The sequence below is a fragment of the Exiguobacterium sp. B2(2022) genome (genome assembly GCF_028823655.1).
GTDB classification, from domain to species: domain Bacteria; phylum Bacillota; class Bacilli; order Exiguobacteriales; family Exiguobacteriaceae; genus Exiguobacterium; species Exiguobacterium aestuarii_A.
In genome coordinates, this window is the sequence record NZ_JAPEHX010000049.1 from 1 (window position 1) to 25004 (window position 25004).

Below are 25004 nucleotides of genomic sequence, written 5' to 3' on the forward strand. Positions count from 1 at the left end.
TGCTTATACCATCGTCATCTCGCCTGCTTGGCTTTGATCTTCTTTTCTCCGAAAGTAAAGCGCCATCGACAAAGAGAGCAATATCAAGACAAAGTAGACGGTTCGTTGCCAAAACGTCGCTTCGGTGTCCCCTTGGAACAGTGCAATGATATAATCGCTCCCACTGACTAAAAATAGTCCGGCAAGCAAAAGAAAGATTCGATAGCCGGCCCGACTCCGCTCCCGTTTCACTTTGAAGAAAAGGACACCATAGTAGACGATCGCGAGAATCGTCACATACCCGATTACGCCAACAACCCAACTCATCTTGATGCCTCCCTCACTCTCTATTTTTCTGTTTCTTCCCCGTTATCTTAACACATTCTATTCGTCAGACTATGTTAAGATGGTCTAAAGAAAACGCGGAAAGGAACGATCCTATGAAAACGTTTCGCCTCGTCCAAGTCCGTCTCGTCCAAGACGAGTACGGCAATGAACTTAATTTACCAATCGATTTGCTCGACGGGTTGATCATCTCGAAAGAACATGATTCAGAATGGTTGCTCGAGATGCTCGTGCCGACCGAATCGGCCGTCACGCTCCACCATTACTTAAACAAACGAATCCTTATCCTCGCTGAAGCCATCATCACATCTCCGACGAATGCGCCTGCCGCACTCGCCTTGACCTTCACGAGTGAACGAGCCTTGAGCGATCACCATACGTTCGTCGCCGAAGGACTCATGTTAATTCCAAAACAAGATGCGACAAAACAAGTGCTCGACTCTCTCATTCAAGAAGGGGTCGCCACGTCAAATTTGAAACCCGCCTTCTTCGAGAAGAAAGTGGAGATGCAACAATCGTTCAGTCGCTCTGCCTTCAATCAATTGGTCAAAACCGGGTCATTCGAGTAATCGAATGGCCTTGTTTTTTCTTTCCCCAAAACCATTCCCCTTTCAAACAAAAAAGACGGAGAAAGGACCTCCGCCTCACACATAGATAAAGAACAAAATGACCATCATCGTCATTCCAATCACTTTCAATAGCGTGCTGCCGAGAAAAGCGAGAACTGTTCCGACACCGATGCTCCATGCTTCACGTGTTGTCTTCCCGAGTGTCAACTCCGCCAAAAATGCGAAGACAAATGGGAAGATGAGGACCCCGACGAGCGGGAAAATGAACGGTCCGGCAATCAAGCCGATGGTCGCGCCCCATTTCGCCCGTTCTGACCCTCCACGTTTATCCACTGTAGCTCTGGTGACAACGTAGTCCACCACAAACAAGAAGATGAGGAAGACAGACTGCCATACCCAGAATGTCCAAGTTAACGGCTCAAATGAAAAACCAAATCCGTAAATCATGTATCCGATAAACAAGAACAGGACGCTCGGGATGACCGGGTAAATAAGTCCGGCAAAAGCGACCACAAATGATGCGATGATGAATACCCATAATAAGGTCGTCATGACAGTCTCCTCATTTCATGATGGCCGGGTCGGTGATATGGTCTGCAACATTAATCGCCTTCACCTCAAACTGGCCATGTTGATGGATGATATAGTTCGAGCAGGCGTTTCGCATCGCATGACGGAACGTATACGTGTCATCGATCGCCGAGAGCGCTGCTTTAATCGCATGTGAATGGCAGACGACAATAATCCGTTTTCCGGGATACATTTCTACCAAATGTTCCATTCCTTCTAGGACGCGAGCGCGCATCTCATCCTCTGACTCGAGACCCGGAACGCGACGCTCGTCATCGGCCTGCACCGCTTCATAAATGCCTTTCACAGGTTGTCCGGACGCTGCACCAAATTCGCGTTCAATAAATCGCTCGTCCAATCGAATCGCATCATGCTCGATTCCACAGGCTGTCGCAATCGCTTGTGCCGTATGGACCGCACGCGTCAATGGACTAGAAACGATAAGATCCCATGTTTCTTGACTCAAAAAAGCTGCACTCTCTTCAGCCTGTTGACGTCCGAGTGCATTCAACGGATTGTCTTCACGACCTTGAATAATTTCCAAACGATTCCAATCGGTCTGACCGTGTCTCACTAAACATAACTCTGTCACTGCTTCCACTCCTTACTCTTTCAATCATCCCCCATCGTACCATCTTCCCTAAAAATCGCAACTTCAGACAAGACATTCGTCAATGAAACGATTGATCCGTGCCATCAACTGCTCTTCTTTGATCGGGTTGTCTGATTGTAGGAAGCTTGCAAGCGAATGTGTCCCATTCGGAAACGAGATGAGCTGAACGTTCGCGCCGACATCACTCGCATGTTCGACGAAGTGAAGGGCTTGGCCGAACGGCACAATCGGATCTTTCTTTCCGTGTAACAGTAAAATAGGTGGGGCATCGGCATATAGATGGGAGACTGGTGAGCATTTCACCATCAATTCACGCCATTCTTCACGGCTTCCCTCGTAAAACTTCAAATGAGCTAGCCATGTTTGGATGAATTTGAACAACAAGAAGTTCGTCGGTGGATATAAGGCGATGACTCCTTTGATTGTCGGAAGGTCATCCCCGAGCTCCCCTACAAATTGTTTGTGACGATCAAGCGCAGTAGCGAGCATTAAAGCTGCTCCAGCAGAGTCGCCCCACACGAGTAACTGACTTGTATCGAGGGTGAGCAATGATTCATGCTGCTTTAAATAGCTAAGCGCGTCCGAAACATCGATGATATTGTCAGGGAAATATACTCCGTCTTCAAATAGACGGTAATCGATACTGACGACGGCGATCCCTTTCCCCAAAAAGTGATCGAGTAACGGATGGAACAGCGTGACCATGCTGCGGCTCCCTCTCACAAATGCTCCTCCATGTGCATAGACCGCTACCGGGAACGGTCCCTCCCCTGGTGGGAGATACAAATCAAATTGGAGCGGACGATCATTGACAATCTTATACGTATACGTGTGACGCCGGCGTGTTGTCGGTCGAATCGGCAATTCGGGCTCTTGCCATCTGACAAGTGACCCGTACTGACTCCACACGCTAGCCCCGGCTGCCGTCGCCGCAGCAAGTGCCGCACCCCCGACAAACCAGGCGGTCTCCTTTCTCATACAATCCACTCCTCGTTCCTTTTTTTAATCATATTCCCGCTTTTTTCAAAAATCTATCCATCAGAAGTCGGACTTGACGTGCTCCGAAGGTCACACTATAATATTACTCGCAGTCATAAAACGTAACAGTTACGATTTAATATTCAGATAATTTGAAAGGTGGACGACGAAAGATGAAGAAGACTTGGCTAGGCGCTGTCGCGGCCGGCACGCTTTTGCTTGGCGCGTGTGGGAATACCGAAGGAGACAACGCATCCGAATCGACAGATCAGAAACTAACGATTTACGCTTCGACTTTTGCTTTGAAGTCAATGGCAGAGGAAATCGGTGGTGACCGCGTCAATGTGGAAATGGTGATCCCACCTGGAGCAGACCCGCACACATATGAGCCGACTTCAAAGCAAATGACTCAAATTGCAGAAGCGGATCTCTTTTTGACAATCGGCCATGACCTTGAACCTTACGTCGAGTCCATGGAGAAGAGCTTGGAAGGGCAGAACGTCGCTTTCGTCAAAACGGCAGAGGACGTGACGTTGCTTGATGCAGCCGATACCGTTCATATTCATGAAGAAGACGGTCATTCCGAAGATGAACATGCTCACGAAGAAGAAGGACATTCTGAAGACGAGCATGCCAATGAAGAAGAAGCGCATAACGAAGATGAGCATGACCATGGACAATACGATCCACACGTCTGGCTCGACCCGATGAATGCCGTTTCAATGGCAGAAGCTGTTGAAGCTGCTTTCAGCGAAGAGGCACCAGACTATAAAGACGAGTTCTCAGAACGGTTGAGTGCATTTAAAGACGAAGCGAATACCCTCGATGCAGAATTGAAAGCAGCAGTTGAGAATGGTTCGAAGTCGGAGTTACTCGTCACACACGCAGCATATGGCTATTTGGCTGAACGATATGGTTTCGATCAGTTGCCGATCGCCGGCCTCACACCTTCTGAAGAACCGTCACAACAAGCCCTCAAACGAATCATCGAAGAGGCGCGTCTCCACGATTTGAACTATATTGCTTTCGAAGATACGGTCACACCAAAAGTGGCTGAGGTCGTGAAGCAAGAAATCGGCGCAGAAAGCGTAACGATCTACAACTTGGAATCTGTCACAAAAGAACAGATGGACAAGAGCTATTTTGACTTGATGCGTGAAAACGTCAAGGCACTCGAGACAGCCTTGAAATAATCAAAATCCCGAAACGAATTGATTCGTTTCGGGATTTTTTATACTTCGATCCGGCGGTCCAGCGTTTTCATCGTGACGAAAAGAAGGAGCAGGAGTGATACGGTCACACTCATCATCCATACGTCCCCATTCATGAAGGATGACCACTCCCAGTTATCCGTGCTCAGTCCGAACCACACTTGACTGATGACGACTCCGCTTAGGCCCATCACACTAAAACGAAACCATGTCATATTTGGAACGAACCGTTTGCTGACGAAGTAACTATTCAACACCAAAAGACTAACATAAGCGATGAACAGCAAACTCCACGCTGTGTCAAACAGGGTCGGTACTGTTCCTCCCGCTACAGCATACCCCCACGTCACCAAGAATACGATGAACAAGATGAGTGTGATGCGATAAAGTGATCTGCGTTTCGTTTGATAGGCGAGAAACGGGTTGATGAGAATACCAAGCCAAATGAGTGTGCCGAACACGTCCATGATTGAATCCCCTTTTATCCATTTTTTTACATTATACCATAGTGGATTCATCTTTACTCATAATAAATAAGGACAAGTTCTTCTTGGGATGCGGCCGTCTCACAGAACTGTTGCAACTTTGTCCAATCTTCCCAAATCGTCTCGAACTCCTCTTTCGGTACGAGTGCCATATCTTTCACATCATCCCGTCCGAATGCATGCAATGTGTCTTTGACGATGTGAAGTAGCTGTGGGGTCAAAATCCCGACCACGACCGCCTGTGCTTCATTCACAATCAACTCCTCACCGACGAGTGCCATTTCCATATTGTACGTATCAGCCCCATCGATATACACTTCGATTTGACTGAGTACGCGTTGAAACGATTCGACATTCGGGAGCGTTAACGTGTCGTCCCGGTCACGGTATTGCTCATGCATATGAATCAACCAGTCTAAAATCATCTCCGGATCTTGATTAAATGACACCCAAACTTCTGGGGAAACACGTACATAATGCGTCGTCTCCATACATGAGCCGCCTACGTGAATTCGTAGACGGTTCCATTCATTAAGAACGACTTGTTCCTGTTTTTTGTTCTTCTGTTTCGCTTTCCCAAGCTTCTACATACTCACGACCTGGAAGATTTTCTACCGAGTCGACATAGAAGACCGGATCTTGTCCTGCTCGACGCTGTGACAAGTAGTCGTCAAGAACGGCTCGAGCCACTTTCGCCAAGCGGAAGATTGCGTACAAGTTGACGAGAGCCATGAGACCCATGAACACGTCAGCAATCGACCAGACGAGCCCTGCAGAGCGGACAGCACCAAACAAGACCATTCCGACAACACCGATGCGATAGAGCGTGACATAGATTTTTTTGTCCGAGATGAACTGAATGTTCGTCTCGCCGTAGTAGTAGTTACCAAGAATCGAGCTGAACGCGAACAAGAAAATCGCAATCGTCAAGAACGATGTCGCGACCGAACCGACTTCTGCCGTCAATGCCGCTTGCGTCAATTCGACACCTGCAAACGATTCTGAACCTGCAACACCTGAAATCAAGATGATCATTGCTGTCGACGTACAAACGAGCAATGTATCCACGAATACGCTGAACGATTGAATCAAACCTTGCTTAACAGGGTGTGATACTTCCGCTGCCGCAGCGGCGTTCGGCGCAGAACCCATCCCTGCTTCGTTCGAGAAGAGACCACGACGAATCCCTTGGAGTACCATCGCACCGATTGCACCACCGAAGAGTTGCTCGATTCCAAGAACTCCTTCTGAGAAGATGAGGCTGAATACGTCTGGTAAGAGGGATACGTTTGTCACCATGATCCAAATCGCGAGTAAAATGTAGCCACCCGCCATGACTGGAACAATGATGCTCGACAAGAGCGCGATTGATTGAATACCACCGAATACGACAATCGCTGTGACAATCGCGAGGACAACCCCGACGACTGTCGTGCTGATGCCGAATTGGTTACTCACAGAAAGTGAAATCGTGTTCGACTGAACAGAGTTAAACGCAAACCCGAATGAGAACGTGATTAAAATCGCGAACAAGACACCGAGCCAACGTTGACCGAGCGCACGCTCCATATAGTAAGCCGGACCTCCACGCCATGTGCGTCCGTCACGAATCTTATACACTTGTGCCAATGTACTTTCGACAAATGCAGATGCCGCTCCAATCAAAGCGATGAGCCACATCCAAAAGACTGCTCCTGGGCCACCTAGCGCAATCGCTGTCGCCACACCGGCAATGTTCCCTGTTCCGACACGTGCTGCCGTCCCGATTGCGAACGCTTGGAACGAAGACACTTGGCCTTTCTCACGTTCTGTACCTTCTTTAAACAAAAGGCGGAACATCTCAGGAATCATGCGGAACTGAACGAAGCCCATACGGACCGTGAAATAAAGACCTAATGCGACAAGTACGACGATGAGCACTTGTGACCATAACAAATCGTTCGCCTGCGAAACGAGGTTCTCTACAAATTTCTCCATACTAATCCTCCATCATTCTAAAAATCTCAACAGAAAAAGTCATGTTAACTTTTTTAACATGACTAGAATTATAGGTAAATTATACGAAAATTGCAATATTAATTCGTTTTCTTGTATATATGAACTTCCTTCGAATCGTATCTCACCAACAAAAAAATGAATCGGATTGCCCATCGCAACCCGATTCGTTATACAGTTCATTTAGATAAAGAGGTTTAAGTTTCCGCCCTCTGCTGCGCCGAGATACGCCGCAACACCACCAAGGTCGACACCTTCAATCAACTCTTCTTCTTTGATACCCATGACATCCATCGACATCGTGCAGGCTACCATCTTCACGCCTGCCTCTTGAGCTGACTTGATCATCTCTTCGACAGAAGGGACGTTCTTGTCGCTCATGACTTTCTTCATCATTTTTTGGCCGACACCACCGAAGTTCATGTTCGAGAGTGGAAGTTCACCGGCATGTCCTGGCATCATCATGCCGAACATTTTCTCAAGACCTTGTTTCTTCACTTCCGGCGCGTCCGGTTTGCGGATGACATTGAGTCCCCAGAATGTGAAGAACATTGTTACTTCTTTCCCCATCGCTGCAGCACCTTGCGCAATGATGAGAGATGCGAGCGCACGGTCGAGGTCACCGCTGAAGACGACCATTGACGCGCCATCTCCTGTTGGAGCGCCCGCTTGCGGCGCAACCGGACCTTGTCCTTTTTGGAGAATGGCTTCGACGCGTCCGTTGACGAATTGTTTCGAGACGAGTTTGTTACCTGTCTTCTTCGCCCATGCTTCGATATCAGCGAAGAACCCTGGGTCACTTGCGAGGACACGAAGTGTTTCGCCTTCCCCGAGTTCTGCGACTTTTTTATTCACTTCTAAAATAGGTCCCGGGCATTGTAGACCACACGTGTCTAACATGACCGCTTCACCGATTGGTGCGTTCGTCATTTGTGTTGGCTCCTCTTCTACAACGGTAGCCGCTGTTTCATTTGATGTGTTCGCTTCTTCAAGCGCCTCGAAATCACGATTGATCTGTGACCATGTTTTATAGCCACCGCTCAAGTTTTTCACCTTGAAGCCGTTTTGACGCAAGATGCGTGATGCGAGATATCCACGAAGACCGACTTGGCACGTCACATAAATCGTTTCGTTTCGGTCATAGTTGTCTAAGTTTTCACGTAATGAGTTGAGTGGGACGTTGATTGATCCTGGAATCTTCCCAAGTTCATGTTCTGATTCGTCACGAACGTCAAGTAACGTCGCTCCGTTCTTCACGAGCTCATCGATTTCATCCCAATGCACGACTTCGTTATCACCAAGTACAACGTTAGAAGCGACATACCCAATCATGTTGACAGGATCTTTCGCCGAGCTGAACGGTGGTGCGTAACTGAGTTCGAGGTCAGGAAGATCAAGGACCGTCAAACCGCCTTTCATCGCTGTCGCAATGACGTCGATTCGCTTGTCGACACCGTTGATCCCGACACCTTGTGCACCGTAAATCTCACCAGTTGTCGGGTGGAATAAGAGTTTGAGTGATACCGGTGTCGATCCTGGATAGTATCCGGCGTGCGAACCTGGATGCACGTGAACGGCTTCATACGTCTTATCGGCTGCTTTTAAGCGTTTCTCGTTCCAACCAGTCGATGCGACCGTCATATCAAACACTTTCGCGATTCCTGTTCCCATCGTTCCGTTATATTTCACGTCACGGCCGTTAATGATATCGGCAACGAGACGACCTTGACGGTTCGCCGGCCATGCGAGTGGGACGACAGTTGGCTCTTGGAAGACATAGTCGAGCACTTCGACCGCATCTCCAATCGCGTAAATCGACGGATCAGATGTCATCATTTTTTCATTTACACGAATCGCACCGCGCGTACCTGTTTCAAGGCCTGCTTCACGGGCAATCGTTGACTCCGGCGTAACCCCGATCGACATGATGACCATATCTGTATCGATGACACGACCGCTCGTCAAATGAACTTTCTTCCCTTTTTCAGAGAATGAAGAAACACCATCAGACAATTGAAGCTCAACACCATGAAGACGTAAATGTTCATGGATCGGTGCGACCATCTCACGGTCGAGCGGTGTCATGACTTGGTTTGCCATCTCGACGAGGGTGACGTCAACGCCACGCTCACGTAGGTTTTCTGCCATCTCAATCCCGATGAAGCCCCCACCGATTACAGTCGCGTGTTTTGGTGCTTTGTCATCGACATAGCCACGGATTTTATCTGTGTCTGGAATGTTGCGAAGTGTGAAGATGTCTTCTGCTTCGTCGATTCCAGGGATGTTCGGACGAATCGGTTTCGCTCCCGGTGAAAGGATGAGGACATCATACGACTCATCGTACGTCTCACCTGTTTGGACGTGCTTCACCGTCACCGTTTTCTCATCACGGTTGATATTAACGACTTCCGTCAAATTACGGATATCGAGTTGGAAACGTTTGTTCATTCCTTCGACCGTTTGGACGAGCAATTTTTGACGGTCTTGGATGACGTCCCCGATGTAGTATGGAAGACCACAGTTTGCGAATGAAATATATTCCCCACGGTCGAACATGACGATTTGATTTTCTTCATTCAAACGACGGAGTCGTGCAGCTGCAGATGCACCACCTGCTACCCCACCGACGATTACGATTTTTTTACTCATTGTCCATTTCCTCCTCTGACGACTTCTCCTGGCCAACTCATCAAGCCATCTTCTATATTGACCACTTTATAGCCTTTTGCCTCCATTTGCCAAGTTGCTTGCGTGCTGCGTGCACCAGAGCGGCAAAGAACGACATATTCTTCAGCAGGGTCGAGAGTATCGATCCATGTTGACATTTCTGATAACGGATAGTTTTTGGCACCTTCGATATGCGCTTCTTGAAACTCGTCGCGTTCACGAACGTCGACGATGTTTACTGGCACTTCAAAGTCCATTTGACGTTTTAAAGCAGATGCTTTCATCATTAATCTACCTTTCTATTTTCGATTCCATCTATACCATTCGGCTTGGTAGCTGGCGCTCAATAAAGTTTGTGATTTATTGAACATTTTGCTTCCACGTCATTAATATACCCCCTTAGGTATTCAAATGCAAGAAATAAGTTTGACGAAATGTAGAATTTTTCATCACCCCTTCATAAAGTAGTTGATGCTCGACACATACTCCCCCATGTATTAAGATGAGCCTACACAAGAAATAGTTGGGTAACTGAACAATTTTTACTATAGAGGTGAAGGACATGGAACAGTATCAATACGACCCGAAAGTATTGAATCGTATGAAACGGGTAGAAGGGCAAATTCGCGCCATCATCCGCATGATGGAGGAAGGAAAAGAGTGTCGTGACGTCGTGACACAACTGAGCGCAGCACGTGCCGCACTCGACCGCGCCTCGACGATTATCGTGGCCAAGAACTTAGAACAGTGCATCATCACAGCGCAAGCGGATGGCGAAGATACGTCAGAAACGGTCGAAGAAGCCATTAAAATGTTGATGAAACGCTAGTTCCCCTTGCTTTCCCCGTCCAAATGGGGGAAAGTTAGAGTAACGACTTACTAAGGGGGATTTCCTTGTGAACTTCGAAGAAAAAGTAGAATCATTTAGAGCGCTCGCCGCTGAACGCAACATGACGTTCAAAGAGAGCGACACTGAAACGCACGTCACGTTTTTGACGCGTGAAACAACAAAATCCGGGGCTCAGCCCGTTATGATTATCGCTTTTAACAAAAAGACGACAGACGCTGAGTTATACGCTGCGACCGTCACGCACGTCCCAGACTATGTAGAAGACTTACCGATTCTAAATGCCTTGAACGAGTTCAACCAGGAGTTCAAGTACTTCCGTTGCGTACTCGACAGCGATCGCGATGTCACACTCGCATCGACACTCGACCTCGATCTCGGTTTCTCACCAGAGATCATCTTGCAACATTCATTCATGATGTTCCAAGCGGCCGATGAAGTGAACGAGTACATGCAAAAGCTCTACACACAAGTACAATAATCAAAAGCCCTTTTTTGAAACATTTTCTTATTGTAGCTCGTATGGTTGACCAAGGAGGCGATGCGATATGACACATTATGAACGATATGTAGAAGCGTTAGACGCCATCAAGGACGCGACGAAGTGGGAGCTAACGGATGACTTTCGGCGCTTGATGGCCATTCATTATGCGATTCACGACACCCCATTCGAGGCATCTCGATTTTCGAACGCACGCGATACATTGAAACAAAAAACGAAGATGTTTTCAAAGTTTAGAGGCAGTCAAAACCTCGTCTGGCTCTCCTTTCTCGATGCCAAATATGAAGACATCGGGACCGCAATCGACGAGGCCCTTCGACTCGATACGTTACTCGACCGAAAGCATTTCCGTTTCAGTTCATTACGTCCTTTTTTAGCGAATCAACTGATTAATGTAGAGGAACCTGAAAGACGACTCAATGAGGCGACTGACTTATATCAAACGTTCAAACAACACCATCCCTGGTTGACGAGCGAGGAAGATCTGTTATCGGCACTCGTGCTCGTTCAAGCGTTTGACGACGTCATCGATTTAAACGAACGGATCGAACAGCATTATAGCTTATTGAAAGACCGGCTATCGAAGTCAAACGAACTGCAACTCGTCTCGCATCTTTTGACATTCAGCGAGTCTGCACCAGAAGAAGCGGTCTCTCGACTGCTGGCATGGAAATCGCAGTTAGACGACGTACAAATATCCATTCGCCGTGAGCAGTTACCGGCGCTCGCTTTGCTGAGCATTGTCGCGGAACCGAATGCGGATGCCGTGCACGCCATTCAAGAAATCGTGGATGCTGAAAAGGACAAACAGCGCTGGTTCAACACACATAGCGTACTTGTCGCCCTTCAACTCGTCGCTGCCGACCACATCACGGGAGAGGCGAATGATTTGTTGCTACACGGGACCTTCGCCCACTTGCTGGCGATGCAACAAGCAATGACCGCTGCGACAACTGCCGCCGTCATTGCCAGTACTTCGTCCTCAAATTAAACGAAATAAAATGTTTCGGGAGGTGAGTTCTGACCATGTCTTTACTACCACAAGATCGAAAGAGTCGGTTTATTTTCAAGTTTGTCATCGGTATGAGTTTCATTCTGCTCTTCATCGGTCGAAGCGAAGTCCCTCTACCGATTCACGCAACAACTTCTTTTGTTCCATTCGAGATTCACACTCCTACGCACCTCCCTTTTGCCGCTGAGACCGAATATGCACATCTGGTCAGCCTAGGGCGAGTCGAACTCGTCTATGAAAATGAAGAGGAGTCTATGAGCATATGGGCGACTACAGAACTCGGATGGCACCATGTCGCAGAGTGGGAACCTTACGCACAAACCGTTCAAGGTTCTCCGATATACCTCAATGAATCCGATGAACTCACCATTCTCAGCTGGCAACGAGATGGCGTCGAATACGCAATCGACTACCGCGGACATCAACTTTCGAAGCAGGATCTATTTGATATCGCGGCTTCGATGAACTAAAAAAAAACGATCTCACGCGAGATCGTTTTTTGGTGTCCAATTTGGTACGACAGGTGTCGTTTTCGGCTCATCGACGACGAGCATCTTGGTGACGACCCGTCCGGCGATTGACACCGCGACGAGCGTATACAATGCGTTCGATAATGGTAAATAAATGAGTGAAATCCCAAGGACGATCACATCAAAGATAATTAAAATCGTACCGACCGACACGCCTGTCCATTTCGATAATCCGAGGGCGAATAAGTCGTCGCCACCGGTCGCTCCGCCTGACTTCAAGACGAGACCGAGACCATATCCGGTCACAATCCCACTTGCGATGGCAGCGAATAACGTCGCTGGCCATACTTGAATATCAAACGTGAGCAAATCGAGACGGTCCCACATCGCATAACTGAGCGAAAGGGACGAAGCGGCTAACACCGCCTGCCCAACAAAACGCCATCCTTTCCACCACAATGCGATGATAAAAAATGGGATGTCGAGCACGATCATCGAGATTGCCGGGTCGATATCAAATAGATAGCGACCGAGTAGCGATAACCCGACGAATCCACCTTCCGCCAAACCAAACTGTTCATTCAAATAATAATAACCGAACGCCATGATCAGCGTTCCGAGCACTATGGTAGCAACTCGTTTCATTCCGATTGTCCTCCCCGTTCTTGACGGAGAGGAGGATCCTCAGTCGTAGCTGCGGTTCCATCTGTTCCATCTCCGATCTTCCGTTTGTTGATTGATACACGTCATGGTGATCATTCAACGCTAGAAGTCCGGAAGTTGGAACAGAGGCCACGTCCTCTCGGTATCCATAAAGACCTTCCTTTCTCAAATTGCGCGTAATCTTGTACGTAGTTTACCACACATTTTGATTCAGTTCATGAATTTTACCTTTAGTGCATGTTACGTTTCGGTAAATCTTTCTTACCGAACCACCACCAGTTCCAATCCCCAAACAGTTTCATAAGGGATGGAACGAGCAGGATCCGGATGATGGTCGCATCGATAAAGATGGCGAGGGCAATCCCGACACCGAGCTGTTTAATCGGGCTGACACCCGTAAAGGCAAACGCACCGGTCACGACAATCATGATGATGGCAGCCGAGGTAATGATCTTACTCGTTTTCGCCAGACCCATTTCTGTCGCATAGTCGTTGTCACCTGTCTCCCGGTAGTATTCCTCGATTCGTGAAACGAGGAACACCTCATAGTCCATCGACAATCCGAAGACGAGTGAGAAGATGAAGACCGGTGTCAAAATACTGATCGTCTCCGCATCATATACATAGCCCGACTCAAAGATGATGACGAGTAAACCGAACGTCGCACCAAGACCGAGTACATTCATAAGAATGGCTTTGATTGGAATCAAGATAGATCGGAACGCCCACATGAGGATGAAGAACGTCGCCAAAATGACGGTGATCACTGCATATGGGATGCTGTCGTAAATCTCATCATAAATCTCTTCGTTAAAGGCAGCCGGTCCACCGACCTCAAATCCCTGGTCTTGCCAATCGCGGACAAATGCCTGCGCTTCTTTGTCACTCGGTGGTACATCGAAACTCACGTTGACGAGGGCGAGGTCTGTATTCCCATCAAGCGTGACGAGACGTTCAAGCGGAGCGAGTTGTTCTGGGGCCGCTTCCACGAGTTGCGTGAACGCTTCAGGCGTCAAACCAGACGTCGTCAAAAAGGTCGAGACGTTATCGACAATCTCTACTTCGTTTAACTCGTCCGTGAGTGTTGTCAGTTCTTCTAAAATCATCGGGTCCGTCAAATCATTCGCTTCGAACAGAATGACCGCATCGGTTGAGTTTTCTCCGAACACTTCGTCAAATCGTTCAAGTGCCGCCCGTGATTCATACGAAGTCGGGAGCGCATCTGCGTCCGGAATGTTCAGTTCTAAGTCACGGACGAACCAAAGGCTCGGTAACAGTAACAATAACGCGATGAGCGTCATCGTCACAGGGCGCTTCATAACGAAGCGGGCAAGCTTTTGCCAGCGTTTTTCTGACTTCGTTTCGTCAGACTTGATGATCCGCCCTTTATTCAAAGCGTCCCCGACTAAGTAAAGAGATGACGGCAAGAGTGTCAGTGCGGACAAAACAGCCCCCGCGACGGCAATGAGCGCACCGAGCGCGACTGCCTGGAAGACATCGACCTGGATAAAGAGTAGACCGGCCAATCCGACGAATACGCATAGTCCAGAAAAGAGAATCGAGCGTCCTGCCGTCGCCACCGTCCGGACGATGGCTTCTTCTCTCGATTGTCCACGCGTCAACTCTTCACGATAACGATTGACGAGGAGCAATGAGAAATCGATCCCGAGCGCAATGGCAATCATCGCCACGGCGTTCAAGACGAATATGGATAATTCCATGTTTTGCGCAAAAAAGAATAGAGACCCTGCCGCTACGATGAACGTGATGAGTCCGACGAGCAACGGCATGAGTGCCGCGAGCGGCGTTCCGAAAACAAGTAACAATACGATCAGAGCAACCGGAATCCCGATCAATTCTGCTCGAATCAAGTCATTTTTCGACGCTTCGTTCAAGTCGTCTGCAAAGACTGGTTCCCCGGTCAACCGCACTTCTGTATCCGTGTCTGTGATCAGGGCGTCACGAACCGCCTCAATCGAAGATTCGGCTGCTTCATAGTCTTCAAATTCAAGCACAAAGTACGAGACGTCGTCTGAACGAGCATCTGGATTCTCTGACGGCGTAATGACACCATCAATCGACCGAATTGCCTCGAACCGTTGCTGTTGTTCGTCCATGACCGTTTCTATTTCTCCGCCTTCAAACAAGACGATCATCGAGGCACCTGCACGGTCGAACCGTTCATTCAACGTATCTTCTACTTGTTGGAAGCGCCCGTCTTGAATCGCGAAGCCGTTTCCTCTCAACTCACCCGGGAGCTGCAGCCCAAAATAGACCGACCCTGCGAGTAAGATCGTCCAAATGAGTAGTACTCCATATCGAAAGCGAACCAACTGCCTACCTAACCATTCCATCCTCGTCACTCCTCCCTGTCTAACCATCTACTTCCCGTTTCTCTCTTCATTCATCATCACTTCACAAAAAATTCCTGAACCTGTTTCGGGTTCAGGATTCTTGTCGTTCAAAGACTTGAAGCCAACTATGGCAAAATCGTAGTGGTGCGGATAAAACAACGAGTCGATCTCCTCGGTCATCTAACAGCATGACCTTCAGCAATTGATTGTCCGCGCACACAGTCGAACAAAACAGCTCTTCTTCTCGACGAAACAGTTGGAACGCTTCTGTCGAAGTGATTGCCGTCGTTTCGCCGACTTGATCGAGAATGACCGTATCACGGTCCCCTTCATACGGAATACGCCAGTGCTCATTCGTTTTCACATTCTCCACTAAAAAGTGCTGCGTGTTTTCATCAAATAAGGTCACACATGTTTCAGGTGTGAATCGTTCAAAATCATACGTCCCTTGATATGCCAGCTCGATGATGTTCCCAAAGAGCGGGACTTCTTCGTAGCGACTATATCGAAACGTATGATCGTGGAGGTTCAAAGCCACGACATCCGATTCGGCTGAATATAAGAAGATGTCATCGCCTTGCCAATAGTGCAAATTGCTAAACCAGTCACCGTTAAAACGTTGTGGAATCGCATGCGTCTCCATCTGTCCTTTTTGTAAATCAATGACTCCGTAAAGTCCTTTTTCTCGGAACCATGCCACGGCACGCGTCGCATTCGGCTCCACATATAGGGCGCACGGTGTCCAAGCCCAGTCAATCTCCCAGCGAATTTGGGACGACTCGTCAAAGAACAAAAATCCGGTTTGCGCCAAGTACAACATCCAACCTTCACCGACACGTTCTAACCATTCGATCGTTTGATGAAATTGAAAGTCTGCTGTTTGTTTGTACATTTGATCACTTCCTAATTTCAGCTTAGCAACGACCGAAGCGAAATTCGATTTTGAATGTGTTCGTTCAACACATTTTCGATTTTCCTGTATACTGTCGGTATAGATGAATGGTTCAGAAAGGAGTATACCGATGCGCCCATTACAATTATCACCAGAGACCGCGGTTGAGCTTGCGAAAAAGTTGAACGTCCCGCTCGAAGAATTGATGCATATGCCAAAGCATATTCTCGTTCAAAAAATGATGCAACTCGAGGCATCTCAAGCAGAGGAAGACACATCAAAGGAGACGGATTAACGTCTCCTTTTTTGATTACTGTTCTTTACGTTTTCGTTTTTTCGATACGTACCAGAGACCACCGATCACGGCGAGTGCGGCACCTCCGGCAACAGCGTATTTGCTGTAGTCCGGACGACGCTCCGTCACGACGAGCGTCGATAGTGGCGCGACTGTCAGATGACGGTCCTCGATTTGACGCGGCGCCGTCAGATTGACGGTATGGTCTTCCACGTTCACTTCAAACTTACCGGACGGAAGTTTGATCTCGACCGCTTCCTCTAACGCGTTATGATACACGACGTGTCGTTCTACATAGCCTTCGACGTGGCGGCTCAACTCGAATGCGATCACGCCTTCTTCCTCATCGAAGAAGCGTAAGTGTTTTCGAATCTGTTCCGTGTTCTCAAGTCGGAAGAGCGGGTACTGCTTCCGCAGACGCAAGAGACCTTTCACATATTCCACACTCGGTGCTTCTTGTTCTGCACGTGTCCAGTCGACACGGTTGACGACCTCACCTGAGTTAAAGCTATTCTCGTCCCCATCTTTTGTGCGGAAGAACTCTTGCCCACTGTGGAGGAACGGAATCCCTTGTCCGAGAAGTACGATGGATGTCGCCAAGCGATGACGGCGACGACGCGTCGTCTCATCATCATCTGGATTTGTCACGGACAACTTGTCCCAAAGCGTCAAGTTATCGTGACATTCGACATAGTTGACGACCTGGTTCGGTTCATCGGCAAAACTTTGGCTCGTAATCCCGCCAGCGATTCCTCGTTTCACGTCAGCCGTCATGTCTGTATTACCGCTTACCCAGCCTGGTAAGTCTTCGATGAATACGTCTCCACGAACACCATCTCGAATCCCATCATTAAATTGCGCGATTCGTGGCATCTTATGCGCATTGTGTTGATTCGCTTTTTTACGGACTGGGAGTGGCGTATCTAAATCCCAACCTTCTCCGATGACCAGGATGGATGGGTCGACGCGATCAAGCGCCTTCCGAATTTGATTCATCGTCTTCACATCATGTAATCCCATCAAGTCGAAACGGAATCCGTCGATCATGAATTCCTTCGCCCAATATGTGACACACTCGACCATGAGCTTACGCATCATCGCGCGTTCAGATGCCGTGTCATTCCCACATGCCGAACCGTCTGCGAGTGTTCCGTCCTCATTTAGTCGATAGTAATAATCAGGAACGAATTGACCGAGCGGTGTCGTCAACGCATCATACGTATGGTTGAAGACGACGTCCATGATGACACGGATGCCCCGATCGTGGAGGGCTTGAATCATCGCTTTTAGTTCAATAATTCGTGTCGCCGGATCGTCTGCTGACGAAGCGTATGATCCTTCGACCGCAAAGTAATGCACCGGATCATATCCCCAGTTATAGTTATCTTCGCTCTCGCGTGATTCGTTCACCGACCCATAGTCAAAGAATGGCATCAATTGAAGATGTGTGATACCGAGCGATGTGATGTAATCGAGTCCGGTAGGGTAACCGCTCGTGGTCGTCGTTCCCGTCTCGGTCATCCCCAAGAACTTCCCACGATGCATGGCCCCACTCTCCGGATGACTCGTCAAATCACGTACGTGCGCTTCATAGATGACCGCTTCTTGTGAAGAATTGAATAGCGGACGTTCTTTGATCCAATGGTCCGGGTTCAAGGATGCCGGGTCAAGCAAACATCCACGCTTCCCATTCACTCCGACGACTTTTGCATAAGGGTCAAGTGATTCCACTTTCTTCCCATCAATCATTGCTTCAAATACATAAAATTGACCTTCGAACAAGGCACGGTCGAGTTCAATGACCCATGTCCCTTTCTCAGCCGGTTCGAGTTCGAGTCGATCAAACTTGCGGGCACGGGCTGTGCGATATAACTTGACCGACATCTGTTCCGCTACCGGAGACCAGACACGTAGTCGAATCTGTTCCCCTTTAAACGTCACCCCAAGGTCTTTCCCGTGATAGGCAACGTGATCTAAGTCTGCTTGTGTGTGTTGATCCATTGTACGTTCCATCTCTTCACTCCTTCACTGCTTCAAATCTGCTATCATTATAACAAAACCACACAAAGGATGGATGAAACATGGCAAAAGACAATTCTTTCGATATCGTGTCCGAAATGAATCTTGAAGAAGTGAAGAACGCGATTCAAATCGCGGAGAAGGAAATTTTGAACCGTTACGACTTCAAAGGATCAAAAAGTGAGATGTCGCTCGACAACGGCGACCTCGTCCTCATCTCGGATGACGACTACAAACTCGAGCAATTAAAGGACGTCTTAATCACGAAGTTGATTAAGCGCGGTGTCCCGACAAAAAACCTCGACTATCAAAAAGTAGAGAACGCACTCGGCGGCACGGTTCGCCAACGTGTGAAATTGAAGAGCGGAATCGACAAAGATGACGCGAAAAAAATCAACAACGCCATCAAGGAATCAAAACTTAAAGTCAAATCGCAAATTCAAGACGATCAAATCCGTGTCACAGGGAAATCACGTGACGATCTTCAAGCTGTCATGCAGCTCGTTCGTGAACTCGAATTGTCTGTTGACGCCCAATTCACGAACTTCCGATGAAACTCGCGATCATCAGTGACCCACACGGTTCGTTTGATGATTTGAAGGCGGTTCTCGATGATGTCCGGCGAGAAACCGAGCATATTCTCTGTCTCGGCGACCTGTATGAATGCCACATCGGGAAAAAACGACGTCACGAGCGCTTTCATCATGTGGAAGACGTCGTGACGTATGATCCGAACTATGAAGCATTGCTGACGTTCCCGAGTCTACGTGGTAACCAAGAGGAGCGAATCGACGAGGTGCTCGTCATCGACCATCCCGTGAAAACACGGATTTCCTTATTGCCGGAACAGACGACTCTTGGAGAAGCACGTTTTTTACATGGGCATCAAGTCAAGTGGAATGAAGACTGGGAACCGGTTGTCGAGAAAGGGAAATATCCGCTCGTCTTCATCGGACATAGTCATATTCCCGGGATTTACCGGAAAGGAAGATCCTTGCCGTGGGAAATCGGGATACCGTTCCATTTGAAGAAGAAGCGATATGTCATCAATGTCGGTGCCGTCATCTTCGATCGGGAATGGTGTCTCTATGACACGGAAGCCCGAACGGTGACGCGGATAAAAGTGTGAGCATAGGAAAAGGACCTCATTTTTTGAGGTCCTTTCGTCTGTCTTACATTTCTTCCGGAGCTTCGACACCGAGTAAACGGAGTCCTTCCGTCAATACGAGCGTCACTGCCTTCACGAGCGCGAGACGCGATTGTTTGCCTGCATCTTCTTCTAGGACGCGGACATGGCCGTAATACTTGTTGAACGCTTGCGCGAGGTCAAGTACATAACGGCTGATGATGGATGGTTCGCGGCGTTCATGTGCACGCGTGATGACGTGCGGGAACGCGTTGAGCATCGTGACGACACCCCATGAGTAGTCATCGTCTGCACCAGTGAACGGTGAGCCATCGTAGTTTCCTTTACGGAGGAGTGAGTTCGCACGAGCGTTCGTGTATTGGACGTAAGGTCCTGTCTCTCCTTCAAACTTGAGCATACTATCGAGATCGAATTCGATGTTGTTGATGCGTTCGTTCTTCAAGTCGTGGAAGACGACCGCTCCGACACCGACCATGCGTGCGACGTCTTCTGCGTTCGCAAGGTCCGGATTCTTCTGTTCGATGTTCGCTTGTGCTTTTTCGATCGCTTCTTTCAACACTTCCTCAAGAAGAACGATGCGCCCTTTGCGTGTCGACATCTTCTTCCCTTCTTGCAAGATTAAACCGAACGGTACGTGGTGCATGCCATCGACGAAGTCGTAGCCGAGCTTACGAAGAACCGAGAAGAGTTGTTTGAAGTGAAGCGCCTGTTCGCCACCGACGACATAGTTTGCTTGGACGAAGTTATACGTCTCGTAGCGATAGATCGCTGCTGCCAAGTCGCGCGTCGCGTACAATGTCGCGCCATCTTTCTTCTTGATTAAGCATGGTGGCAAGTTCTCTTCTTCGAGCGAGACGACCATGGCGCCCTCACTTTCGACTAAGAGATTTTTTTCTTCGAGCATCTCGACGACGCGTCCCATCTTATCATTGTAGAACGCCTCACCATTGAAGCTTTCGAATTTCACACCGAGGAGGTCGTATACTTTTTGGAACTCCTTGAGTGACTCGTCACGGAACCATTGCCAAAGCTCTGTCGCTTCCGCATCGCCGTCTTCAAGCTTCTTGAACCACGCGCGACCTTCGTCTTCAAGTTCTGGTTGTGTCTTCGCTTCTTCGTGGAAATGAACATATAATTTCAAGAGTTCTGCGATTGGATTGGCGCGTACCGCTTCCTCATCGCCCCACTTCTTGTAGGCGACCATCAATTTCCCGAACTGTGTCCCCCAGTCACCGAGGTGGTTGACGCCGACAACGTCATATCCGTTTTTACGTGCGATTTGGTTGATCGCATTCCCAATCACCGTCGAACGTAAGTGACCCATCGAGAACGGCTTCGCAATGTTTGGTGACGAGAAGTCCGTCACAATCGTTTCATTGCGTGTTGCGTGTGTCGCGTACTCTGACTTTTCATCGAGCACCGTGTTGATGATTTCTTTTGACACGACGTCACGGCTCAAGAAGACGTTGACGTAAGGTCCTGCCGCCTCGACTTTTGTGAATAGTTCATCGTTCAAGTCATTCGCGATGTCTGTCGCAATCATGACAGGTGCTTTACGGTAGGCTTTCGCCAATTGGAAACATGGGAACGCGAGGTCACCGTGCGCCTCGTGTTTTGGCTTCTCAATCAATGCTTCAATCTGGTCAATCGTGAGCTCGTCTCCGATGACACGTGATAACGCTTCTGCGTACTTGCGTTCATAACTCATCTGTATGTCCTCCTTCTTCGTATCACAACTCATAAAAAAAACGCCCTTTGCATAGATGCAAAGAGACGGGAATTCCCGCGGTACCACTCTTCTTGCCTGCATGACGCAGACCGCTTTATGGTGATAACGGTTCCCTCCGGCTACGCCTACTCTCGTTTCGGATAGCATCTCAAAAGTGCGTTTCGCGACGTTTGTCAGCCTGGGCTCTCACCAATCCCCAGGTCGCTTTGTTGACTAAACCATCGTTACTCTCTTTTTCATCGACATTCGTCTATGCGGTTGAAAAGCAATTTCATTATAGAGGATATTCCGTGTATACTCAATGCTAGAATTCAAGCATCATTGGACAGAAGCAGGACTCACACGAAATCGTGACGAATCTTTACTATTAAATCTTGAAATGTCCCATGCTAGGAGGGAACACATGAACCACTTTCGTAAGATGTCCGTGCTCGGTTGGAGTATATGGAGTGCCCTGTTCATCTTCACCATCGCACTATTTGCATTGGATATCCTACACGCCCCAACAATCGATTCGTTGTCGTTTATTTTAATTTCGTTGCTTGTCATCATTTTTCAACTCGACTCGATCGAAGTCAAAGGTGTGTACTTCACATTTTCTGAAAGTATCGTCTTAATTTTATTTTTATTCTTTGGATTCGAAACAGCACTCATCGTCAACCAAATCGGATTGTTCGTCTTTCAATTCGCCAATTTGAAACCGAAAGTCGCCATCCGTCGTTTCCGCTTCACGTATCCGTGGAATGCCATTACAGCTTACTTAGAAATTGTCATCCCAGCAGCTGTCTATCTCGCCCTTGGTGGGGAGACCGGTCTCGACTTTTATTCGCAAGATTCGTTCGTGCCGCTCGCTGGATTGTTCCTTGCCATCTTCTTAAACACGGTGTTTCAAAAGTATCAGGTGAAATGGTGGTTCCGCGTCGACATCGCATTGAGCGACTTTATGAAGATTGCCTTCTATACGTACGTCGTCAGTTTGATTTTCATCTTAGCGGCAGCGTTTTTCCGAGAGACCAACTTACTCGTCGTCAGTAGCATCGCCGCTGCGTTGACGTTCTTCATAAAGCGGCTTCTCATTCAAAAAGAGCGGCAAGATGCATTCAAATCCTTGATTGAGCAATACGATGAAGCGAAAGAGGCTGTTTCCTTGTCGCAGAGCGAGGCGCAAGCCATCGAAGTGTTTTTAAGTCAATGCGAACAGCTGAATCATTATGATGAAGGGTATGTCGAGTTTAAATTATTTGAACGCACCCTGTACTTTGATTTAAAGACGCGACAGCCCATCGATCGACCCATCGTCTTTACGTTGCTTGACATGAGTCAGCCAATCGAGCAAATCCTCGACTATGAAATGCGCTTTGAATGGGATACTTCCCTATCTGATGCTTTCCACGACGATTACCACAGCTTCGTTTCTGTTCGCTCGGAGGAAATCGAAGAGATTCGCACCTGGATTGTTATGATGGGAGAACCTGTATACGGTTATCCGAAGATTATTCAGCACGAGATCATCAAATTGTTAAAATCGTTCAACCGGACCATTAGCCGTTGTCACGAACGAGACCGCCTCTATACCGAGAGTCGGACGGACAGTTTAACGCTTCTCGCTAATGCACGTGCGTTTTATGAATATGGCATTCAACAAATATCCGATATGTCGGTATATCCGATATCGGTCGCCATGCTCGATATTGATTTTTTCAAAAAGATTAACGATACGTACGGTCATCAGGTCGGGGACCATGTGTTACAAGAGTTCGGACGACGAATCCGTCAGGTGCTTCGTCCCGATGACTTTGCTGCACGTTATGGCGGCGAAGAATTTATTTTACTGCTCAATCATTGTGACATGAACCAAGCAATCGAAATCACGGAGCGAATTCGCCATCAAATCGAAGCGAAACCATTTCATGTCGACCACCATGAGATTTCTGTCACCGCCTCCATTGGGGTCGATACAATTGAAGCGTTCGGGAACAAGCGACTCGACGATACGATTCGAAACGCGGACCGTGCCCTGTATGTTGGTGGAAAATATGCAGGACGTAACCGTGTGGCGCACTTCAACAATTTAACGACGTAAACTCCCCTTTCTCACATCGAATTGGGGAGTTTTTAGGTTGACAACTAGATTTGAAACAGGTACGTTAGGGAACGTGTTTGATAATAGGATAGCTTAACTTTTTATCGAGAGAGACGGAGGGACTGGCCCTATGAAGTCTCGGCAGCGGGGAACCTGTGCCAAATCCAGCGGGCGTATTGCTCGAAAGATGAAAAGGGTATTTCACACGAAGGACCTTTTTCTCAAGAAAAAGGTCCTTTTTATTTTTTAGTGAGGTGATTATTTTGGAACAACCAACAGCAAACAAATGGGCACTCTTGCCGTTACTCGTCTTCTTACTCTTCTTCATCGGAGCGGGTGTCTATTACGGAGACTTCTATAAGTTTCCGGTACTCGTTGCGGCCATCATCGCCTTGATGGTTGCGGCATTCATGACAAAAGGAAGTGCCACTCAAACCGTCGAGCGCATCGCGCAAGGTGCCGGAAATTCGGGAATCATCATTATGATTTTTATCTTCTTACTGGCCGGTGCCTTTTCAACGGTAGCCGAATCAATCGGTGCCATCGACGCGACGGTCAACGCGGCGTTGACGCTTTTACCCCCATCGCTTCTCTTAAGTGGACTATTCGTCATTGCTGCTTTCATTTCAATGGCAATGGGTACATCGACCGGAACGATTGCGGCACTTGCGCCGATTGCCCTCGGTATTCATGAGGAAAGTGGTGTGAACGTCGCCATCGCAGCCGCGGCAGTTGTCGGCGGAGCCATGTTCGGAGACAACCTTTCATTCATTTCGGATACGACCATTGCTGCCGTAAGGACACAACGGACGAACATGCGCGATAAGTTCCGAACGAACTTCTGGATCGTGCTACCCGCCGCTATCATCACGACGATTTTACTAGCGGTCTTATCGAACGGTGAATCGACGGTCGATGTCGCCGCATTCGAATGGTATAAACTCATTCCGTATCTTGCGGTCATCGGACTGGCGTTAACGGGGCTGAACGTCATTCTCGTCCTGTTGGGCGGGATTACGCTAACCGGAATCATCGGTCTTCTCGATGGAAGCTTATCCGTCACAGCATTTGTGACCGCTATCGCCGATGGTATGGTCGGTATGGCCGAAATCTCGTTCTTGACGTTACTCATGGGCGGCCTCGTCGGACTCATTTCGCACAACGGTGGACTCACGTATTTGCGTGATGCGCTGACGTCACGGATTCAAAAACGTGCTGGTGCCGAATGGAGTATCGCTGGTCTCGTCAGTGCGACGAACGTAGCGACTGCGAACAATACGATTTCCATTCTCGTAGCCGGACCACTCGCCGCGAACATTGCGGACGAATATGACATCGAACGGAAAAAATCAGCGAGTGTGCTCGATATCTTCTCATGTGGTGTACAAGGGATTCTCCCATACGGAGCGCAACTTCTCATCGCCGCAGAGTTGACGAAGACCGCTTCGCCTGACCTCGTCCCGTTCATGTTTTATCCGTTCCTCCTCTTTATTTGTGGAGGAATTGCCATCGCATTGAATTTCCCGCGTTTTAAAAAGCAGTCTTAAACGACAAACACCCCTTGTTTAAAGGGGTGTTT

General features: G+C 48.3%; 25 protein-coding genes, 1 riboswitch and 1 other annotated feature. Of the genes, 11 read left to right on the forward strand and 14 right to left on the reverse strand.

Translation table 11 applies throughout. The features are described from left to right. Nucleotides 1–3 precede the first annotated feature (3 nt). Nucleotides 4–306 carry a 7TM diverse intracellular signaling domain-containing protein gene (locus ON063_RS10685; RefSeq protein WP_031424443.1) on the reverse strand — a complete coding sequence of 101 codons (303 nt, stop codon included), beginning with the start codon at nucleotides 304–306 and terminating at the stop codon, nucleotides 4–6. Between the two features lie 113 nt (nucleotides 307–419). Between ON063_RS10685 and ON063_RS10690 the strand changes: the two genes are divergently transcribed. Continuing rightward, complete coding sequence (locus ON063_RS10690) at nucleotides 420–893, forward strand: YwpF-like family protein (protein WP_274665121.1); 474 nt, start codon at nucleotides 420–422, stop codon at nucleotides 891–893. Nucleotides 894–968: 75 nt separating this feature from the next. Here ON063_RS10690 and ON063_RS10695 read toward each other — a convergent pair whose 3' ends face one another. The 3 genes from ON063_RS10695 to ON063_RS10705 all read right to left on the reverse strand — a co-directional run bounded on the left by ON063_RS10695 (nucleotide 969) and on the right by ON063_RS10705 (nucleotide 3054). Beyond that, nucleotides 969–1445: a DUF456 domain-containing protein gene (locus ON063_RS10695; RefSeq protein ID WP_214696004.1), complete on the reverse strand. Its 477-nt coding sequence runs from the start codon at nucleotides 1443–1445 to the stop codon at nucleotides 969–971. A gap of 10 nt (nucleotides 1446–1455) precedes the next feature. Next, on the reverse strand, nucleotides 1456–2055 hold the full coding sequence (locus ON063_RS10700) for a histidine phosphatase family protein (RefSeq protein ID WP_214696002.1): 600 nt from the start codon (nucleotides 2053–2055) through the stop codon (nucleotides 1456–1458). Nucleotides 2056–2118: 63 nt separating this feature from the next. Then, nucleotides 2119–3054, reverse strand: a complete 936-nt coding sequence (locus ON063_RS10705) for an alpha/beta hydrolase (protein WP_074034302.1) — start codon at nucleotides 3052–3054, stop codon at nucleotides 2119–2121. Nucleotides 3055–3227: 173 nt separating this feature from the next. Between ON063_RS10705 and ON063_RS10710 the strand changes: the two genes are divergently transcribed. Next, nucleotides 3228–4247, forward strand: a complete 1020-nt coding sequence (locus tag ON063_RS10710; protein WP_274665122.1) for a metal ABC transporter solute-binding protein, Zn/Mn family — start codon at nucleotides 3228–3230, stop codon at nucleotides 4245–4247. 38 nt (nucleotides 4248–4285) lie between these two features. Here the strand turns inward: ON063_RS10710 and ON063_RS10715 are convergent, their stop codons facing one another. The 5 genes from ON063_RS10715 to ON063_RS10735 all read right to left on the reverse strand — a co-directional run bounded on the left by ON063_RS10715 (nucleotide 4286) and on the right by ON063_RS10735 (nucleotide 9696). Beyond that, a complete protein-coding gene (locus ON063_RS10715; RefSeq protein WP_274665123.1) occupies nucleotides 4286–4732 on the reverse strand; it encodes a hypothetical protein in 447 nt (148 codons plus the stop codon). Nucleotides 4733–4785: 53 nt separating this feature from the next. Beyond that, nucleotides 4786–5241: a hypothetical protein gene (locus tag ON063_RS10720; protein WP_274665124.1), complete on the reverse strand. Its 456-nt coding sequence runs from the start codon at nucleotides 5239–5241 to the stop codon at nucleotides 4786–4788. Nucleotides 5242–5281: 40 nt separating this feature from the next. Beyond that, entirely contained in the window at nucleotides 5282–6727 is a 1446-nt protein-coding gene (locus ON063_RS10725) for an alanine/glycine:cation symporter family protein (protein ID WP_274665125.1), read from the reverse strand. 201 nt (nucleotides 6728–6928) lie between these two features. Further along, complete coding sequence (locus tag ON063_RS10730; RefSeq protein ID WP_274665126.1) at nucleotides 6929–9394, reverse strand: CoA-disulfide reductase; 2466 nt, start codon at nucleotides 9392–9394, stop codon at nucleotides 6929–6931. After that, nucleotides 9391–9696: a rhodanese-like domain-containing protein gene (locus ON063_RS10735; RefSeq protein ID WP_274665127.1), complete on the reverse strand. Its 306-nt coding sequence runs from the start codon at nucleotides 9694–9696 to the stop codon at nucleotides 9391–9393. Before ON063_RS10735 ends, ON063_RS10730 begins: the two co-directional genes overlap by 4 nt. A gap of 278 nt (nucleotides 9697–9974) precedes the next feature. On the opposite strand from ON063_RS10735, the gene ON063_RS10740 reads away from it, so the two are divergent. The 4 genes from ON063_RS10740 (at nucleotide 9975) to ON063_RS10755 (ending at nucleotide 12243) form a co-directional block, all read left to right on the forward strand. After that, complete coding sequence (locus ON063_RS10740; protein ID WP_274665128.1) at nucleotides 9975–10241, forward strand: metal-sensitive transcriptional regulator; 267 nt, start codon at nucleotides 9975–9977, stop codon at nucleotides 10239–10241. A 67-nt stretch (nucleotides 10242–10308) separates the two neighbouring features. Next, the gene (locus ON063_RS10745; RefSeq protein WP_015880528.1) at nucleotides 10309–10740 is read left to right on the forward strand and encodes a YbjN domain-containing protein; all 432 of its coding nucleotides are present in this window, start codon (nucleotides 10309–10311) and stop codon (nucleotides 10738–10740) included. Between the two features lie 67 nt (nucleotides 10741–10807). Then, entirely contained in the window at nucleotides 10808–11752 is a 945-nt protein-coding gene (locus ON063_RS10750; RefSeq protein WP_274665129.1) for a DUF4003 family protein, read from the forward strand. A 35-nt stretch (nucleotides 11753–11787) separates the two neighbouring features. Next, on the forward strand, nucleotides 11788–12243 hold the full coding sequence (locus ON063_RS10755) for a hypothetical protein (protein ID WP_274665130.1): 456 nt from the start codon (nucleotides 11788–11790) through the stop codon (nucleotides 12241–12243). Nucleotides 12244–12255: 12 nt separating this feature from the next. Here ON063_RS10755 and ON063_RS10760 read toward each other — a convergent pair whose 3' ends face one another. The 3 genes from ON063_RS10760 to ON063_RS10770 form a co-directional block, all read right to left on the reverse strand. Then, nucleotides 12256–12888, reverse strand: a complete 633-nt coding sequence (locus ON063_RS10760) for a YitT family protein (RefSeq protein WP_214695970.1) — start codon at nucleotides 12886–12888, stop codon at nucleotides 12256–12258. A gap of 248 nt (nucleotides 12889–13136) precedes the next feature. Then, on the reverse strand, nucleotides 13137–15260 hold the full coding sequence (locus tag ON063_RS10765; RefSeq protein ID WP_274665131.1) for an MMPL family transporter: 2124 nt from the start codon (nucleotides 15258–15260) through the stop codon (nucleotides 13137–13139). 91 nt (nucleotides 15261–15351) lie between these two features. Further along, a complete protein-coding gene (locus ON063_RS10770) occupies nucleotides 15352–16152 on the reverse strand; it encodes a hypothetical protein (protein ID WP_274665132.1) in 801 nt (266 codons plus the stop codon). Nucleotides 16153–16282: 130 nt separating this feature from the next. Here ON063_RS10770 and ON063_RS10775 point away from each other — a divergent pair, with 130 nt between their 5' ends. Then, nucleotides 16283–16447 (forward strand): YycC family protein, encoded by a 165-nt coding sequence (locus ON063_RS10775; protein ID WP_074034284.1) that lies wholly within the window; start codon nucleotides 16283–16285, stop codon nucleotides 16445–16447. Between the two features lie 15 nt (nucleotides 16448–16462). Here the strand turns inward: ON063_RS10775 and pulA are convergent, their stop codons facing one another. After that, nucleotides 16463–18460: a type I pullulanase gene (gene pulA, locus ON063_RS10780; RefSeq protein WP_274665133.1), complete on the reverse strand. Its 1998-nt coding sequence runs from the start codon at nucleotides 18458–18460 to the stop codon at nucleotides 16463–16465. Between the two features lie 68 nt (nucleotides 18461–18528). Here pulA and ON063_RS10785 point away from each other — a divergent pair, with 68 nt between their 5' ends. Together ON063_RS10785 and ON063_RS10790 are read left to right on the forward strand one after the other, a co-directional pair. Further along, nucleotides 18529–19020 (forward strand): YajQ family cyclic di-GMP-binding protein, encoded by a 492-nt coding sequence (locus ON063_RS10785; protein WP_015880519.1) that lies wholly within the window; start codon nucleotides 18529–18531, stop codon nucleotides 19018–19020. Further along, on the forward strand, nucleotides 19017–19595 hold the full coding sequence (locus tag ON063_RS10790; protein WP_274665134.1) for a metallophosphoesterase family protein: 579 nt from the start codon (nucleotides 19017–19019) through the stop codon (nucleotides 19593–19595). Before ON063_RS10785 ends, ON063_RS10790 begins: the two co-directional genes overlap by 4 nt. 43 nt (nucleotides 19596–19638) lie before the next feature. On the opposite strand, the gene argS is transcribed toward ON063_RS10790, so the two are convergent. Then, nucleotides 19639–21321, reverse strand: coding sequence for an arginine--tRNA ligase (gene argS / locus ON063_RS10795; protein ID WP_274665135.1), 1683 nt, complete (start codon nucleotides 21319–21321; stop codon nucleotides 19639–19641). 58 nt (nucleotides 21322–21379) lie between these two features. Next, nucleotides 21380–21591: a binding site (T-box leader), on the reverse strand. 154 nt (nucleotides 21592–21745) lie between these two features. On the opposite strand from argS, the gene ON063_RS10800 reads away from it, so the two are divergent. Both ON063_RS10800 and ON063_RS10805 read left to right on the forward strand, forming a co-directional pair. Continuing rightward, nucleotides 21746–23425: a GGDEF domain-containing protein gene (locus ON063_RS10800; RefSeq protein WP_274665136.1), complete on the forward strand. Its 1680-nt coding sequence runs from the start codon at nucleotides 21746–21748 to the stop codon at nucleotides 23423–23425. A gap of 98 nt (nucleotides 23426–23523) precedes the next feature. Then, nucleotides 23524–23619, forward strand: a riboswitch (SAM riboswitch). Between the two features lie 69 nt (nucleotides 23620–23688). Beyond that, nucleotides 23689–24972, forward strand: coding sequence for a Na+/H+ antiporter NhaC family protein (locus ON063_RS10805; RefSeq protein WP_274665137.1), 1284 nt, complete (start codon nucleotides 23689–23691; stop codon nucleotides 24970–24972). Nucleotides 24973–25004: the final 32 nt, after the last annotated feature.